At 52.9% G+C, this 15512-nt stretch carries 11 protein-coding genes, 6 tRNA genes and 3 rRNA genes; 19 read left to right on the top strand and 1 reads right to left on the bottom strand.

The genetic code is table 11. The features are described from left to right. Complete coding sequence (locus tag PST29_RS27290; protein WP_060841347.1) at positions 1 to 1422, bottom strand: peptidoglycan DD-metalloendopeptidase family protein; 1422 nt, start codon at positions 1420 to 1422, stop codon at positions 1 to 3. A 209-nt stretch (positions 1423 to 1631) separates the two neighbouring features. On the opposite strand from PST29_RS27290, the gene tyrS reads away from it, so the two are divergent. The 19 genes from tyrS to rplL all read left to right on the top strand — a co-directional run bounded on the left by tyrS (position 1632) and on the right by rplL (position 15435). Next, complete coding sequence (gene tyrS / locus PST29_RS27285; RefSeq protein ID WP_060844775.1) at positions 1632 to 2831, top strand: tyrosine--tRNA ligase; 1200 nt, start codon at positions 1632 to 1634, stop codon at positions 2829 to 2831. A 552-nt stretch (positions 2832 to 3383) separates the two neighbouring features. Continuing rightward, positions 3384 to 4922, top strand: a 16S ribosomal RNA gene (locus tag PST29_RS27280). 123 nt (positions 4923 to 5045) lie between these two features. Continuing rightward, positions 5046 to 5122: transfer RNA gene (locus PST29_RS27275), tRNA-Ile, on the top strand. Between the two features lie 10 nt (positions 5123 to 5132). Further along, a tRNA-Ala gene (locus PST29_RS27270) sits at positions 5133 to 5208 on the top strand. Between the two features lie 221 nt (positions 5209 to 5429). After that, a 23S ribosomal RNA gene (locus tag PST29_RS27265) occupies positions 5430 to 8321 on the top strand. 148 nt (positions 8322 to 8469) lie between these two features. Then, positions 8470 to 8585: ribosomal RNA gene (gene rrf, locus PST29_RS27260) — 5S ribosomal RNA — on the top strand. The 16S, 23S and 5S rRNA genes sit together here with 2 tRNA genes alongside, the layout of an rRNA operon. Before the next feature lie 205 nt (positions 8586 to 8790). Continuing rightward, positions 8791 to 9750: a bifunctional biotin--[acetyl-CoA-carboxylase] ligase/biotin operon repressor BirA gene (gene birA / locus PST29_RS27255; RefSeq protein ID WP_060844774.1), complete on the top strand. Its 960-nt coding sequence runs from the start codon at positions 8791 to 8793 to the stop codon at positions 9748 to 9750. 56 nt (positions 9751 to 9806) lie between these two features. Further along, positions 9807 to 10253, top strand: coding sequence for a hypothetical protein (locus PST29_RS27250; RefSeq protein WP_060841344.1), 447 nt, complete (start codon positions 9807 to 9809; stop codon positions 10251 to 10253). A gap of 142 nt (positions 10254 to 10395) precedes the next feature. Beyond that, positions 10396 to 10480: transfer RNA gene (locus PST29_RS27245), tRNA-Tyr, on the top strand. 24 nt (positions 10481 to 10504) lie between these two features. Continuing rightward, positions 10505 to 10578 (top strand) — tRNA-Gly (locus PST29_RS27240). Positions 10579 to 10604: 26 nt separating this feature from the next. Next, positions 10605 to 10680: transfer RNA gene (locus PST29_RS27235), tRNA-Thr, on the top strand. An 84-nt stretch (positions 10681 to 10764) separates the two neighbouring features. Continuing rightward, on the top strand, positions 10765 to 11958 hold the full coding sequence (gene tuf / locus PST29_RS27230; RefSeq protein WP_060845179.1) for an elongation factor Tu: 1194 nt from the start codon (positions 10765 to 10767) through the stop codon (positions 11956 to 11958). 54 nt (positions 11959 to 12012) lie between these two features. Further along, positions 12013 to 12088: transfer RNA gene (locus tag PST29_RS27225), tRNA-Trp, on the top strand. A 45-nt stretch (positions 12089 to 12133) separates the two neighbouring features. After that, positions 12134 to 12502, top strand: a complete 369-nt coding sequence (gene secE, locus PST29_RS27220) for a preprotein translocase subunit SecE (RefSeq protein WP_016968680.1) — start codon at positions 12134 to 12136, stop codon at positions 12500 to 12502. A gap of 9 nt (positions 12503 to 12511) precedes the next feature. After that, positions 12512 to 13045 (top strand): transcription termination/antitermination protein NusG, encoded by a 534-nt coding sequence (gene nusG / locus PST29_RS27215; protein ID WP_002555501.1) that lies wholly within the window; start codon positions 12512 to 12514, stop codon positions 13043 to 13045. A 118-nt stretch (positions 13046 to 13163) separates the two neighbouring features. Beyond that, a complete protein-coding gene (gene rplK / locus PST29_RS27210; protein WP_003176435.1) occupies positions 13164 to 13595 on the top strand; it encodes a 50S ribosomal protein L11 in 432 nt (143 codons plus the stop codon). Then, positions 13595 to 14290 (top strand): 50S ribosomal protein L1, encoded by a 696-nt coding sequence (gene rplA / locus PST29_RS27205; RefSeq protein ID WP_011063782.1) that lies wholly within the window; start codon positions 13595 to 13597, stop codon positions 14288 to 14290. The genes rplK and rplA overlap by 1 nt, the downstream gene beginning before the upstream one ends. Before the next feature lie 198 nt (positions 14291 to 14488). After that, on the top strand, positions 14489 to 14989 hold the full coding sequence (gene rplJ / locus PST29_RS27200; protein WP_016968679.1) for a 50S ribosomal protein L10: 501 nt from the start codon (positions 14489 to 14491) through the stop codon (positions 14987 to 14989). Positions 14990 to 15069: 80 nt separating this feature from the next. Next, on the top strand, positions 15070 to 15435 hold the full coding sequence (rplL, locus tag PST29_RS27195) for a 50S ribosomal protein L7/L12 (RefSeq protein ID WP_060841342.1): 366 nt from the start codon (positions 15070 to 15072) through the stop codon (positions 15433 to 15435). Positions 15436 to 15512 lie beyond the last annotated feature (77 nt).

The raw sequence follows: 15512 nt of genomic DNA, 5'->3' as shown, positions 1-15512 counted from the left end.
TCAGCGCTTGCTCGAGGCCAGCATCGTGGCCTTTTCCTGCTCCATTCGAGCCATCAGAGGCTGGCTCTGCTGGAGGAAACGAGCACGTTCTGCCTTGGCGATCGGGTCGGCCATTGGCAGTTTCTGGCCCAGCGGGTCTACGTGGACGCCATTGACCTGAAACTCGTAATGCAAGTGTGGGCCGGTGGACAGGCCTGTGGTGCCGATATAGCCAATGACCTGACCCTGCTTCACCGAGCCGCCGGTTTTGACACCTTTGGCGAAGCCTTGCATGTGGCCATACAGCGTGCGGTAGGTATTGCCGTGCTGGATGATCACGGTGTTGCCGTAACCGCCGCGGCGACCTGCCAGCAGGACCTTGCCGTCGCCGGCGGCCTTGATGGGGGTACCCCGCGGAGCGGCATAGTCGACGCCCTTGTGAGCGCGGATCTTGTTCAGGATTGGATGCTTGCGCCCCATGGAGAAGCGTGAGCTGATGCGGGCAAAGTCCACTGGCGTGCGGATGAACGCCTTGCGCATGCTGTTGCCGTCTGCGGTGTAGTAGCTGCTTGAGCCTTGTTTGTTGGTGTAGCGCACTGCGGTGTAGGTTTTGCCACGGTTGGTGAAACGCGCGGAGAGGATATTGCCGGTCCCGACCACTTTGCCGTTGGCCACCCTCTGCTCATAGATCACGTCAAACTCGTCACCCTGGCGAATGTCCTGAGCGAAGTCGATGTCGTAGCCGAAAATGCTCGCCATATCCATGGTCAGGCTATGGGACAGGCCGGCACGGGCCGCAGACTGTGAAAGCGAACTGTTGATCACGCCGTGAACGTAGGCTGAGCGCACTACTGGCTTGGTGATTACTCGGTTGAAGGTAAAGCCTTTGGGGCCCTTGGTCAGCGTGATGGTTTCCAGGTCGCTGACTTTCGTGTGCAGGTTGTTCAGTTGGCCGTCTGGAGTCAGTTCGAACTCCAGCTTCTGGCCATGTTTGAGCTGAGAAAACTGTTTGGCTTGCTTGTCGCTAGCCAGTATTTCGTGCACCGAGGTGGCGGGCAGGCCAACCTTCTCGAACAGTGTGGACAGGGTGTCGCCCTTGGTGACTGTTACTTCTCTGTGGCCTGGAGCTTTTGCTTCTTCCACGACGGCGGGCGCAGGTTTGCTTTCTGCGGTTTCCGTGGTGTCTTCCGGGGTGTTTTCGATCTGTGCGAAAGGTGAGGCTACTGCTTCAGTTGTGGCTTGTTCCGTAGATGCAGCGTCTTGATCTTGTGTGAGTTGCTCGATCGGGCTTTCCAGATCAAGGCTCAAGGTGGTTTTTTTGGCTTCAACATCACTGGAAGGGAATACCAGCAGAGCCAGACTTAGAAGGGCTGCTATGCCGCTTGCGGCGAGCAGGTGGCTCTTCGGATAAAGCGGTGGCGCTTTAGACGGTTCGGTGGTCATAGGTAATTTGACTTTGAAAAGATGAAATGGAAAAGATGAATGACATGATGAAGATGAAATAACTGTATAAAATATAACCAAATCATCTGTGACGCAAGCGCGCGGACACTCTGTTCTCTGAATGCACCCGTACGCCGGGCAAAACTTGTAATTAGTCCGTGATCTTGTATGGTTGGTTCCCTTTTGAATCTGAGCCTTGCGGGTCTGTTATGAAGTCGGTTGAAGAGCAGCTAGCGCTGATCAAGCGTGGTGCGGAAGAGTTGTTGGTCGAGTCCGAGTTGATCGAGAAGCTCAAACGTGGCGTGCCGCTGCGTATCAAGGCCGGCTTCGATCCGACTGCGCCGGATTTGCACCTTGGGCATACCGTGCTTATCAATAAGCTGCGTCAATTTCAGGATCTGGGTCATCAAGTGATCTTCCTGATTGGCGACTTTACCGGGATGATCGGTGATCCAAGCGGCAAGAGTGCCACTCGTCCGCCGTTGACTCGCGAGCAGGTTCTGGAAAATGCCGAGACCTATAAAAGCCAGGTCTTCAAGATTCTTGATCCAGCCAAGACTGAGGTGGCTTTCAACTCGACTTGGATGGACAAGATGGGGCCGGCGGACTTCATTCGTCTGACTTCTCAATACACGGTTGCGCGCATGCTCGAGCGCGATGACTTCGATAAGCGCTACTCGACCAATCAGCCGATTGCTATCCATGAGTTTTTGTATCCGCTGGTTCAGGGGTACGACTCGGTTGCGCTGCGTGCGGATGTCGAGCTGGGTGGTACCGATCAGAAGTTCAACCTGTTGATGGGGCGTGAGCTGCAGCGCGGTTATGGTCAAGAGGCGCAATGCATCCTGACCATGCCGTTGCTTGAAGGGTTGGATGGGGTCAAGAAGATGTCCAAGTCCTTGGGCAACTACGTGGGTATCCAGGAAGCGCCAGGGGTTATGTATGGCAAGTTGGTTTCCATTCCTGATGCGTTGATGTGGCGTTATTTCGAGCTGCTCAGCTTCCGTTCGATGGAAGAAATCGATGCATTCCGCGCTGATGTCGAGGCGGGTGCGAATCCGCGTGACATCAAGATCAAGCTGGCCGAGGAAATTGTTGCGCGCTTCCATGGTGAGGAGGCGGCTGCAAGTGCTCATCGTGCTGCGGGCAACCGCATGAAGGATGGCGAACTGCCAGAGGATCTGCCGGAGATCGAGCTGGCGGCCACTGAGGATATGCCGATTGCTGCTGTCCTTAATAAAGCTGGGCTGGTTAAGAACGCTGCAGTGGCGCGTGATCTTCTGGGTTCTGGTGGTGTGCGCGTGGATGGCGAAGTTGTTGATCGCACCTTTATATACGTATTGGGCGCTACGCATGTTTGTCAGGCCGGCAAGAAGGCATTTGCGCGCATTACGCTCAAATCCGAATAAAACAGAAAATAGGTGTTGACGGCGAGTTATATGTCTCTATAATTCGCCCCACTTCCGGCGCAGTCGAAACGGAAAACTCCTTGAAATTCAACGAGTTACGCAGTTTTCGGCAGCGGTTACGCTTCAGTTCATCGAAGCCAGAAGCAGTTAGTAAGGCAGTGTGTTTTCGCCTTGTTAACGATTCGATCGTCTCGGTCGAAAGCGGTTAAAAAGAGGTGTTGACAGCAGCGTGTAACGCTGTAGAATTCGCCTCCCGCTAACGAGAGATCGAAAGCGCAAGTGGTTGAAGTTGTTGAGGAAATCTTCAAAAACTTCTTAAAAAATCGCTTGACAGCAAATGAGGCTGCTGTAGAATGCGCGCCTCGGTTGAGACGAAAGATCTTAACCAACCGCTCTTTAACAACTGAATCAAGCAATTCGTGTGGGTGCTTGTGGGGTCAGACTGATAGTCAAAAAGATTATCAGCATCACAAGTTACTCCGCGAGAAATCAAAGATGTAACCAACGATTGCTGAGCCAAGTTTAGGGTTTTCTCAAAACCCAAAGATGTTTGAACTGAAGAGTTTGATCATGGCTCAGATTGAACGCTGGCGGCAGGCCTAACACATGCAAGTCGAGCGGCAGCACGGGTACTTGTACCTGGTGGCGAGCGGCGGACGGGTGAGTAATGCCTAGGAATCTGCCTGGTAGTGGGGGATAACGTCCGGAAACGGGCGCTAATACCGCATACGTCCTACGGGAGAAAGTGGGGGATCTTCGGACCTCACGCTATCAGATGAGCCTAGGTCGGATTAGCTAGTTGGTGAGGTAATGGCTCACCAAGGCTACGATCCGTAACTGGTCTGAGAGGATGATCAGTCACACTGGAACTGAGACACGGTCCAGACTCCTACGGGAGGCAGCAGTGGGGAATATTGGACAATGGGCGAAAGCCTGATCCAGCCATGCCGCGTGTGTGAAGAAGGTCTTCGGATTGTAAAGCACTTTAAGTTGGGAGGAAGGGTACTTACCTAATACGTGAGTATTTTGACGTTACCGACAGAATAAGCACCGGCTAACTCTGTGCCAGCAGCCGCGGTAATACAGAGGGTGCAAGCGTTAATCGGAATTACTGGGCGTAAAGCGCGCGTAGGTGGTTTGTTAAGTTGGATGTGAAAGCCCCGGGCTCAACCTGGGAACTGCATCCAAAACTGGCAAGCTAGAGTATGGTAGAGGGTGGTGGAATTTCCTGTGTAGCGGTGAAATGCGTAGATATAGGAAGGAACACCAGTGGCGAAGGCGACCACCTGGACTGATACTGACACTGAGGTGCGAAAGCGTGGGGAGCAAACAGGATTAGATACCCTGGTAGTCCACGCCGTAAACGATGTCAACTAGCCGTTGGGAGCCTTGAGCTCTTAGTGGCGCAGCTAACGCATTAAGTTGACCGCCTGGGGAGTACGGCCGCAAGGTTAAAACTCAAATGAATTGACGGGGGCCCGCACAAGCGGTGGAGCATGTGGTTTAATTCGAAGCAACGCGAAGAACCTTACCAGGCCTTGACATCCAATGAACTTTCCAGAGATGGATTGGTGCCTTCGGGAACATTGAGACAGGTGCTGCATGGCTGTCGTCAGCTCGTGTCGTGAGATGTTGGGTTAAGTCCCGTAACGAGCGCAACCCTTGTCCTTAGTTACCAGCACGTTATGGTGGGCACTCTAAGGAGACTGCCGGTGACAAACCGGAGGAAGGTGGGGATGACGTCAAGTCATCATGGCCCTTACGGCCTGGGCTACACACGTGCTACAATGGTCGGTACAAAGGGTTGCCAAGCCGCGAGGTGGAGCTAATCCCATAAAACCGATCGTAGTCCGGATCGCAGTCTGCAACTCGACTGCGTGAAGTCGGAATCGCTAGTAATCGCGAATCAGAATGTCGCGGTGAATACGTTCCCGGGCCTTGTACACACCGCCCGTCACACCATGGGAGTGGGTTGCACCAGAAGTAGCTAGTCTAACCTTCGGGGGGACGGTTACCACGGTGTGATTCATGACTGGGGTGAAGTCGTAACAAGGTAGCCGTAGGGGAACCTGCGGCTGGATCACCTCCTTAATCGACGACATCAGCTGCTTCATAAGCTCCCACACGAATTGCTTGATTCATTGAAGAAGACGATAGAAGCAGCTTTAAGCTCCAAGCTGATAGCTCCAAGCTAACAGTTACAAGCTCGAAATTGGGTCTGTAGCTCAGTTGGTTAGAGCGCACCCCTGATAAGGGTGAGGTCGGCAGTTCGAATCTGCCCAGACCCACCAATTTTGTTATGGGGCCATAGCTCAGCTGGGAGAGCGCCTGCCTTGCACGCAGGAGGTCAGCGGTTCGATCCCGCTTGGCTCCACCATAAACTGCTTCTGAAAGCTTAGAAATGAGCATTCACATTGAATGTTGATTTCTAGTCTTTTGATTAGATCGTTCTTTAAAAATTTGGGTATGTGATAGAAAGATAGACTGAACGTTACTTTCACTGGTAACGGATCAGGCTAAGGTAAAATTTGTGAGTTAAATTGCAAATTTTCGGCGAATGTCGTCTTCATAGTATAACCAGATTGCTTGGGGTTATATGGTCAAGTGAAGAAGCGCATACGGTGGATGCCTTGGCAGTCAGAGGCGATGAAAGACGTGGTAGCCTGCGATAAGCTTCGGGGAGTCGGCAAACAGACTTTGATCCGGAGATCTCTGAATGGGGGAACCCAGCCATCATAAGATGGTTATCTTGTACTGAATACATAGGTGCAAGAGGCGAACCAGGGGAACTGAAACATCTAAGTACCCTGAGGAAAAGAAATCAACCGAGATTCCCTTAGTAGTGGCGAGCGAACGGGGACTAGCCCTTAAGTGGCTTTGAGATTAGCGGAACGCTCTGGAAAGTGCGGCCATAGTGGGTGATAGCCCTGTACGCGAAAATCTCTTAGTCATGAAATCGAGTAGGACGGGGCACGAGAAACCTTGTCTGAATATGGGGGGACCATCCTCCAAGGCTAAATACTACTGACTGACCGATAGTGAACTAGTACCGTGAGGGAAAGGCGAAAAGAACCCCGGAGAGGGGAGTGAAATAGATCCTGAAACCGTATGCGTACAAGCAGTGGGAGCAGACTTTGTTCTGTGACTGCGTACCTTTTGTATAATGGGTCAGCGACTTATTTTCAGTGGCGAGCTTAACCGAATAGGGGAGGCGTAGCGAAAGCGAGTCTTAATAGGGCGTCTAGTCGCTGGGAATAGACCCGAAACCGGGCGATCTATCCATGGGCAGGTTGAAGGTTAGGTAACACTGACTGGAGGACCGAACCGACTACCGTTGAAAAGTTAGCGGATGACCTGTGGATCGGAGTGAAAGGCTAATCAAGCTCGGAGATAGCTGGTTCTCCTCGAAAGCTATTTAGGTAGCGCCTCATGTATCACTGTAGGGGGTAGAGCACTGTTTCGGCTAGGGGGTCATCCCGACTTACCAAACCGATGCAAACTCCGAATACCTACAAGTGCCGAGCATGGGAGACACACGGCGGGTGCTAACGTCCGTCGTGAAAAGGGAAACAACCCAGACCGTCAGCTAAGGTCCCAAAGTTATGGTTAAGTGGGAAACGATGTGGGAAGGCTTAGACAGCTAGGAGGTTGGCTTAGAAGCAGCCACCCTTTAAAGAAAGCGTAATAGCTCACTAGTCGAGTCGGCCTGCGCGGAAGATGTAACGGGGCTCAAACCATACACCGAAGCTACGGGTATCACGTAAGTGATGCGGTAGAGGAGCGTTCTGTAAGCCTGTGAAGGTGAGTTGAGAAGCTTGCTGGAGGTATCAGAAGTGCGAATGCTGACATGAGTAACGACAATGGGTGTGAAAAACACCCACGCCGAAAGACCAAGGTTTCCTGCGCAACGTTAATCGACGCAGGGTTAGTCGGTCCCTAAGGCGAGGCTGAAAAGCGTAGTCGATGGAAAACAGGTTAATATTCCTGTACTTCTAGTTATTGCGATGGAGGGACGGAGAAGGCTAGGCCAGCTTGGCGTTGGTTGTCCAAGTTTAAGGTGGTAGGCTGGAATCTTAGGTAAATCCGGGGTTCTAAGGCCGAGAGCTGATGACGAGTTACCTTTTAGGTGACGAAGTGGTTGATGCCATGCTTCCAAGAAAAGCTTCTAAGCTTCAGATAACTAGGAACCGTACCCCAAACCGACACAGGTGGTTGGGTAGAGAATACCAAGGCGCTTGAGAGAACTCGGGTGAAGGAACTAGGCAAAATGGCACCGTAACTTCGGGAGAAGGTGCGCCGGTGAGGGTGAAGGACTTGCTCCGTAAGCTCATGCCGGTCGAAGATACCAGGCCGCTGCGACTGTTTATTAAAAACACAGCACTCTGCAAACACGAAAGTGGACGTATAGGGTGTGACGCCTGCCCGGTGCCGGAAGGTTAATTGATGGGGTTAGCTAACGCGAAGCTCTTGATCGAAGCCCCGGTAAACGGCGGCCGTAACTATAACGGTCCTAAGGTAGCGAAATTCCTTGTCGGGTAAGTTCCGACCTGCACGAATGGCGTAACGATGGCGGCGCTGTCTCCACCCGAGACTCAGTGAAATTGAAATCGCTGTGAAGATGCAGTGTATCCGCGGCTAGACGGAAAGACCCCGTGAACCTTTACTATAGCTTTGCACTGGACTTTGAATTTGCTTGTGTAGGATAGGTGGGAGGCTTTGAAGCGTGAACGCCAGTTTGCGTGGAGCCATCCTTGAAATACCACCCTGGCAACTTTGAGGTTCTAACTCAGGTCCGTTATCCGGATCGAGGACAGTGTATGGTGGGTAGTTTGACTGGGGCGGTCTCCTCCTAAAGAGTAACGGAGGAGTACGAAGGTGCGCTCAGACCGGTCGGAAATCGGTCGTAGAGTATAAAGGCAAAAGCGCGCTTGACTGCGAGACAGACACGTCGAGCAGGTACGAAAGTAGGTCTTAGTGATCCGGTGGTTCTGTATGGAAGGGCCATCGCTCAACGGATAAAAGGTACTCCGGGGATAACAGGCTGATACCGCCCAAGAGTTCATATCGACGGCGGTGTTTGGCACCTCGATGTCGGCTCATCACATCCTGGGGCTGAAGCCGGTCCCAAGGGTATGGCTGTTCGCCATTTAAAGTGGTACGCGAGCTGGGTTTAGAACGTCGTGAGACAGTTCGGTCCCTATCTGCCGTGGACGTTTGAGATTTGAGAGGGGCTGCTCCTAGTACGAGAGGACCGGAGTGGACGAACCTCTGGTGTTCCGGTTGTCACGCCAGTGGCATTGCCGGGTAGCTATGTTCGGAAAAGATAACCGCTGAAAGCATCTAAGCGGGAAACTTGCCTCAAGATGAGATCTCACTGGGATCTTGAATCCCCTAAAGGGCCGTCGAAGACTACGACGTTGATAGGTTGGGTGTGTAAGCGCTGTGAGGCGTTGAGCTAACCAATACTAATTGCCCGTGAGGCTTGACCATATAACACCCAAGCAATTTGCTTAAGAAGCGAGTTGCGGTGTGTGAAGACGAAACGAACCGAAAGTTTGCACCGCTCACAAAGCACACAAACCTATTACATACCCATTCGCTGGCACGTTGCATAAGCAACGGACTGGCTACCGAATTTCTTGACGACCATAGAGCGTTGGAACCACCTGATCCCATCCCGAACTCAGAAGTGAAACGATGCATCGCCGATGGTAGTGTGGGGTTTCCCCATGTGAGAGTAGGTCATCGTCAAGATTAAATTCCGAAACCCCAATTGCGAAAGCAGTTGGGGTTTTGTTTTTGCGCTGCAGAAAAGTTGCGCTGCTGCGGCCGGCCATGACCGCTCGGCTACGGTTGCCAGCGCTTCGATCTCCCTCTGAAGCCCTTTGCCTACGGTGATTTCTATGCAATGGCTTGGGGCATAGCTATCATTCCAGCCTCATTGTAAGGCGGAGCTTGCATGTCGACGTTGTTAGAGCTTCTTAAGGATGGGCAATTTCACTCAGGGCAAGCCCTTGGGGGTGCGTTGGGTGTTACTCGTAGTGCTATATGGAAGCAATTACAGCTTCTTGAGGCGGAGTTGGGGCTCGATATTCATAAGGTGCGAGGCCGTGGTTACCGCCTGGCCTCCCCCATTACGTTGTTAAGCGCAGAGAAAATTAATCGTCTTTCCCCCGATGCCCCCTGGGCGGTCCAGGTTTTTGATTTTCTGGACTCGACAAACGCCGAGGCGCTGCGCTCGATCGAGCGTGGATGTATTGCTCCCTTCCTGGTTCTAGCTGAGCGACAAACAGCGGGGCGCGGTCGGCGCGGTCGTAAGTGGGTCAGTCCCTTCGCTGAGAACATTTACTACAGCCTTGTGTTGCGAGTTGATGGTGGTATGCGGCAGTTGGAGGGGCTGAGTCTGGTTGTGGGCCTGGCTGTGATGCAGGCTCTTCGAGGCTGTGGCGTTCCAGGTGCGGGGCTGAAATGGCCAAATGATGTCTTGGTCGGTCAGAAAAAGATTGCTGGAATACTTCTTGAGTTGGTGGGTGATCCTGCAGATGTATGTCATGTCGTCATTGGTGTTGGGATCAATGTGAACATGCAAGGTTCTGAGGAGGTCGATCAGGAATGGACTTCGGTAAGGCTCGAGTCTGGCAAGATCATGGATCGAAATCAGCTTGTCGCTCGTCTGGGCGAGGTTCTGGCCGCTTATCTGGAGCGTCATCGCTTGCAGGGGTTTTCAGCTATCCAGCATGAGTGGGAGCAAAACCACCTATGGCAGGGGCGCGCAGTGTCTCTGATAGCGGGTGTAACTAAAGTTGATGGGGTCGTTCTGGGAGTTGATCGCCAGGGAGGGCTGCGCCTTAAGGTGGGGGGCGAGGAAAAGGTATATAGCGGTGGAGAGCTTAGTTTGAGGTTGTGCGACGACTCTTGAGCTCTGGCTAGCGCTAATTGGATTGGCTGTGGCGCGTCCGCTGTCGTGAGGTGTTTATGCGTTGGTTGTTTCTGCTGTTATTGGTACTCAATGTTTTCTACTACGTCTGGCATCAGCAGGAGGCCCCGCTTCGGGCAAAAGAAGTGATGCCGCTCTCACTTTATCGAGGATCTCAGCAGGATATTCGACTGCTGAGCGAGTCTACTGACGCGGTCGAGCGACGTGATAAGGGGCGGGTGGCAGATGCGGAGGCAGGTTGTCTGTATCTGGGGGGCTTTGTGCGTCGAGAGTCGGCTCAGGGGCTTGAGCGGCGTCTCGGTGAGTTGGGTGTCGAGGTCAAATTGCAGGCTTTGAATGCCCCTGGTTCATCAGGTTTTTGGTTGCGCATATCTCCTGAAAGCAAGCATCTAGTGGATGATCCTCAGTTGCTGAGCCTTGCTAAGGAATTCAATGAGTTAAAACATAAAATAATGCCGTGTGAGGGGGTTGCAACTGTCGAATAGGTTGCATAGAATGGCGCCCGCTCCGCAGTGAAGACCTCTTGAGGTTGAAGCTAAAGAGTTAGGTCAATGCAGCTAACCTCAAGATTTAATTGAGAAAATGCTTGACAGAAGGGTGGCATAGTATAGAATGCTGCCTCGCTTAGGAGGGGTTCCCGAGCGGCCAAAGGGATCAGACTGTAAATCTGACGTCTACGACTTCGAAGGTTCGAATCCTTCCCCCTCCACCAGATTTAGCGAGAGCTGCAGGCTCCGCGGGTATAGTTTAGTGGTAGAACCTCAGCCTTCCAAGCTGATGATGCGGGTTCGATTCCCGCTACCCGCTCCAAGTTTGCGGATTTTGCAAAGTGTTTTGCTCTTGTAGCTCAGTTGGTAGAGCACACCCTTGGTAAGGGTGAGGTCAGCGGTTCAAATCCGCTCAAGAGCTCCATATAACAAGGCAGATATGAAAATATCTGCCTTTGTTTTAATGGCTTGTGTGAGTTGCTTAATTCTTCTCCTAGGGGTGATTTCGATGGCTAAGGAAAAGTTCGAACGTAATAAGCCGCACGTTAACGTGGGTACTATCGGTCACGTTGACCACGGTAAAACCACTCTGACTGCTGCTCTGACTCGCGTTTGCTCCGAAGTTTTCGGTTCGGCTCGTGTTGACTTCGACAAGATCGACAGCGCCCCAGAAGAAAAGGCTCGTGGTATCACTATCAACACTGCTCACGTAGAGTACGATTCGCACATTCGTCACTACGCGCACGTTGACTGCCCAGGTCACGCCGACTACGTCAAAAACATGATCACCGGTGCTGCCCAGATGGACGGCGCGATCCTGGTTTGCTCGGCTGCCGATGGTCCGATGCCACAAACTCGTGAGCACATCCTGCTGTCCCGTCAGGTAGGCGTTCCGTACATCGTTGTCTTCCTGAACAAGGCTGACATGGTTGACGACGCTGAGCTGCTGGAACTGGTTGAGATGGAAGTGCGCGATCTGCTGAGCGCTTACGACTTCCCAGGCGACGACACTCCGATCATCATCGGTTCGGCTCTGATGGCTCTGAACGGCCAAGACGACAACGAAATGGGTACCACCGCTGTTAAGCGTCTGGTAGAAACTCTGGACACCTACATCCCGGAGCCAGAGCGTGCTATCGACAAGCCGTTCCTGATGCCAATCGAAGATGTATTCTCGATCTCCGGTCGTGGTACCGTGGTAACTGGCCGTGTTGAGCGTGGTATCGTTCGCATCCAGGAAGAAGTTGAGATTGTTGGTCTGCGCGACACTCAGAAAACTACCTGCACCGGCGTTGAAATGTTCCGCAAACTGCTCGACGAAGGTCGTGCTGGCGAGAACTGCGGCGTTCTGCTGCGTGGTACCAAGCGTGACGACGTTGAGCGTGGTCAGGTTCTGGTTAAGCCAGGCACCGTTAAGCCTCACACCAAGTTCACCGCTGAAGTTTACGTTCTGAGCAAAGAAGAAGGCGGCCGTCATACTCCGTTCTTCAAAGGCTACCGTCCACAGTTCTACTTCCGTACTACTGACGTGACTGGTAACTGCGAGCTGCCAGAAGGCGTTGAAATGGTAATGCCAGGTGACAACATCCAGATGACTGTCACTCTGATCAAAACCATCGCGATGGAAGATGGTCTGCGTTTCGCTATCCGTGAAGGCGGTCGTACCGTCGGCGCCGGCGTCGTGGCCAAAGTCATCGAATAAGCTCTTGAAATATCTCCATCGGGCCGACATAATGGTCGGCCTGATTTTGTTTTTAGGTCAGTAGCTCAATTGGCAGAGCGACGGTCTCCAAAACCGTAGGTTGGGGGTTCGATTCCCTCCTGACCTGCCAGATTCACTCAATGTGTCTGGCTTTCTTTTCACAGGATCTTCATAGATGACTCCTAAAGCTGAAGCTCAAGGCTCTCGCTTCGATCTGCTCAAGTGGCTCGTTGTGGTCGCTTTGGTGATTGTTGGTGTTGTTGGCAATCAGTACTACTCTGCTTCGCCGATCCTGTACCGTGTCCTAGCGCTGCTTGCTATTGCTGCTGTTGCTGCCTTTGTTGGTCTGCAAACTGCAAAGGGCAAGTCGTTCTTTGTGCTGGTTAAGGAAGCGCGCACTGAGATTCGTAAAGTCGTATGGCCTACTCGCCAAGAAACCACGCAAACCACTTTGATTGTTGTGGCTGTGGTTCTGGTTATGGCGTTGCTGTTGTGGGGGCTAGATTCCCTGCTCGGCTGGCTTGTTTCCTTGATTGTTGGCTAAGGGTGTCCCGTGGCTAAGCGTTGGTACGTTGTGCATGCTTACTCGGGTTACGAGAAGCATGTAATGCGCTCGTTGATCGAGCGTGTGAAGCTGGCTGGCATGGAAGATGGCTTCGGCGAAATTCTGGTTCCCACTGAAGAAGTGGTTGAGATGCGTAACGGCCAGAAGCGCAAAAGCGAGCGTAAATTCTTTCCAGGCTATGTGCTGGTTCAGATGGATATGAATGAGGGTACTTGGCACTTGGTCAAGGATACCCCTCGTGTGATGGGCTTTATCGGTGGTACTGCCGATAAGCCGGCTCCTATTACTGATAAAGAAGCGGAGGCGATTCTGCGTCGCGTCGCTGATGGTAGTGATAAGCCTAAGCCCAAGACCCTGTTTGAGCCGGGTGAAGTGGTTCGTGTTACTGACGGTCCATTCGCTGACTTTAATGGCACGGTCGAAGAAGTTAACTACGAAAAGAGCCGTATTCAGGTGGCTGTGCTCATTTTCGGTCGCTCTACTCCGGTAGAGCTAGAGTTCAGTCAGGTCGAGAAGGCATAACTGGACGAGAATCCCATACCCCGCAGCCTTAGGCTGTGGGGTTTTGTCGTCACTGGGATAAACGCGCAAGTAACCGGGGAGCCTTTCTAGGCGTCTGAACCCGTAATTGGAGTGCCTCATGGCTAAGAAGATTACTGCTTACATCAAGCTGCAAGTTAAGGCCGCTCAGGCCAACCCAAGCCCGCCCGTTGGTCCGGCTCTGGGTCAGCACGGCGTGAACATCATGGAATTCTGCAAGGCTTTCAACGCCCGTACTCAGGGTCTTGAGCCAGGTCTGCCGACTCCTGTGATCATCACTGTTTACAGTGACCGCAGCTTCACTTTCGAAACTAAGAGCACCCCTGCTTCGGTTCTGCTGAAGAAAGCTGCTGGTCTGACCAGCGGTTCCGCTCGTCCGAACACCGTTAAGGTTGGCACCGTTACCCGTGCTCAGCTGGAAGAGATCGCGAAAACCAAAAACGCGGATCTGACTGCAGCTGATATGGATGCAGCCGTGCGTACTATCGCCGGTTCTGCTCGTAGCATGGGCCTTAACGTGGAGGGTGTGTAATGGCTAAGCTGACCAAGCGCCAAAAGGCTATCGCCGGCAAGATTGAAGCAGGCAAGGCCTACAACTTCGTAGAAGCCGCCGCTCTCCTGACCGAGCTGTCGACCGTTAAGTTCAGCGAGTCCGTAGACGTTGCTGTGAACCTGGGCGTAGACCCACGTAAATCTGACCAGGTTGTTCGTAGCGCTACTGTGCTGCCGCACGGCACTGGCAAGACTGTACGTGTAGCTGTGTTCACCCAGGGTCCAGCTGCTGAAGCTGCTCTGGCTGCCGGTGCAGACCGCGTAGGTATGGATGATCTGGCTGCCGAAATGAAAGGCGGCGACCTGAACTATGACGTAGTTATTGCTTCCCCGGATGCAATGCGCGTTGTAGGTCAGCTGGGTCAGGTTCTGGGTCCTCGTGGCCTGATGCCTAACCCGAAAGTCGGTACCGTTACTCCAGACGTAGCTTCGGCAGTCAAGAACGCCAAGGCTGGCCAGGTTCGTTACCGCACCGACAAAAACGGCATCATCCACACTTCCGTTGGCAAGGTCGGCTTCGACGCCGTCAAGCTGAAGGAAAACGTTGAAGCCCTGATCGCTGACCTGAAGCGTATCAAGCCAGCTTCTTCGAAAGGCATCTACGTCAAGCGCGTTACCCTGAGCACCACTATGGGCCCAGGTCTGGTCATCGACCAGGGTTCGCTGGACGTATAAGACACAAGCGGATGCAAGTGATTGCATCCGCTGAAAAATTGGGGTCCCTGCCTGGCGGGGGCTATCCAAGACCGTAGGCGACGCAAGTCTTAAACCTCAAGCCTACGCAGATGGTGCTCCCGGTTCCTTACCGAATCAGACACCAAAACGACATCCAGCTCCGGTTGGATGAAACGGTAACAAGCAGGAGTTAAACCCGTGGCAATTAAACTCGAAGACAAGAAGGCCATCGTCGCTGAAGTCAACGAGGCTGCCAAAGTCGCTCTGTCTGCTGTTGTGGCTGATGCCCGCGGCGTGACAGTAGGCGCAATGACCGGACTCCGTAAAGAGGCCCGCGAAGCTGGCGTTTACGTACGTGTTGTACGTAACACCCTGCTCAAGCGCGCTGTTGAAGGCACTCAATATGACGTGCTCAACGACGCGTTCGTCGGCCCTACCCTGATTGCATTCTCCAAGGAACATCCGGGCGCTGCCGCTCGTATTTTCAAAGAGTTCGCAAAGGGTCAGGACAAGTTCGAGATCAAGGCAGCTGCGTTCGAGGGCAAGTACCTCGCAGCAAACGAGATCGACGTGTTGGCTTCGCTGCCAACTCGCGACGAAGCTATTGCGAAGCTGATGAGCGTGATTCAAGGCGCTACCAGCAAGCTGGCTCGTACTCTGGCGGCTATTCGCGACCAGAAAGAAGCTGCTGCTGCCTAAGGCACCGCAAGCCCTTTCAAAATCATATGTTTAATTTGATGGCTGCGTAGGCTGTCACCCCAATACAGGAATTTATAGTCATGTCTCTGACTAACGAGCAAATCATCGAAGCAATCGGCCAGAAAACCGTTCTGGAAGTTGTTGAGCTGATCAAGGCAATGGAAGAAACCTTCGGCGTTACCGCTGCTGTTGCCGCCGCTGGCCCAGCTGCTGCTGCCGCTGTTGTTGAAGAGCAAACTGAATTCAACGTCATGCTGACCGAAGCTGGCGAGAAGAAAGTTAACGTGATCAAGGCTGTACGTGAACTGACCGGTCTGGGCCTGAAAGAAGCCAAGGCTGTAGTTGACGGCGCTCCTGCCATGGTTCTGGAAGCTGTTGCTAAAGAAGCAGCTGAAAAAGCCAAAGCAGCTCTGGAAGAAGCAGGCGCTAAAGTCGAGCTCAAGTAAGCATCGACTTTGTGTCTCCAGCCCAAGCGTTAAGCGAACGGCTGATGGCTGGTGGCTTTTGCCACCGGCCTTTTTCC

Origin of the sequence: Pseudomonas sp. St29 (assembly GCF_001547915.1) — a bacterium.
In the GTDB taxonomy this organism is placed as follows: Bacteria; Pseudomonadota; Gammaproteobacteria; order Pseudomonadales; family Pseudomonadaceae; genus Aquipseudomonas.
This window is presented reverse-complemented; position numbering and strand designations above follow the sequence as displayed.

What these genes read in the sequence shown, in the direction of transcription:
- secE (WP_016968680.1), top strand. Translation starts at nt 12,134, where the DNA reads ATGACTCCTAAAGCTGAAGCTCAAGGCTCTCGCTTCGATCTGCTCAAG.
- birA (WP_060844774.1), top strand. Translation starts at nt 8,791, where the DNA reads ATGTCGACGTTGTTAGAGCTTCTTAAGGATGGGCAATTTCACTCAGGG.
- rplL (WP_060841342.1), top strand. Translation starts at nt 15,070, where the DNA reads ATGTCTCTGACTAACGAGCAAATCATCGAAGCAATCGGCCAGAAAACC.
- rplA (WP_011063782.1), top strand. Translation starts at nt 13,595, where the DNA reads ATGGCTAAGCTGACCAAGCGCCAAAAGGCTATCGCCGGCAAGATTGAA.
- PST29_RS27290 (WP_060841347.1), bottom strand. Translation starts at nt 1,422, where the DNA reads ATGACCACCGAACCGTCTAAAGCGCCACCGCTTTATCCGAAGAGCCAC.
- tyrS (WP_060844775.1), top strand. Translation starts at nt 1,632, where the DNA reads ATGAAGTCGGTTGAAGAGCAGCTAGCGCTGATCAAGCGTGGTGCGGAA.
- rplK (WP_003176435.1), top strand. Translation starts at nt 13,164, where the DNA reads ATGGCTAAGAAGATTACTGCTTACATCAAGCTGCAAGTTAAGGCCGCT.
- PST29_RS27250 (WP_060841344.1), top strand. Translation starts at nt 9,807, where the DNA reads ATGCGTTGGTTGTTTCTGCTGTTATTGGTACTCAATGTTTTCTACTAC.
- tuf (WP_060845179.1), top strand. Translation starts at nt 10,765, where the DNA reads ATGGCTAAGGAAAAGTTCGAACGTAATAAGCCGCACGTTAACGTGGGT.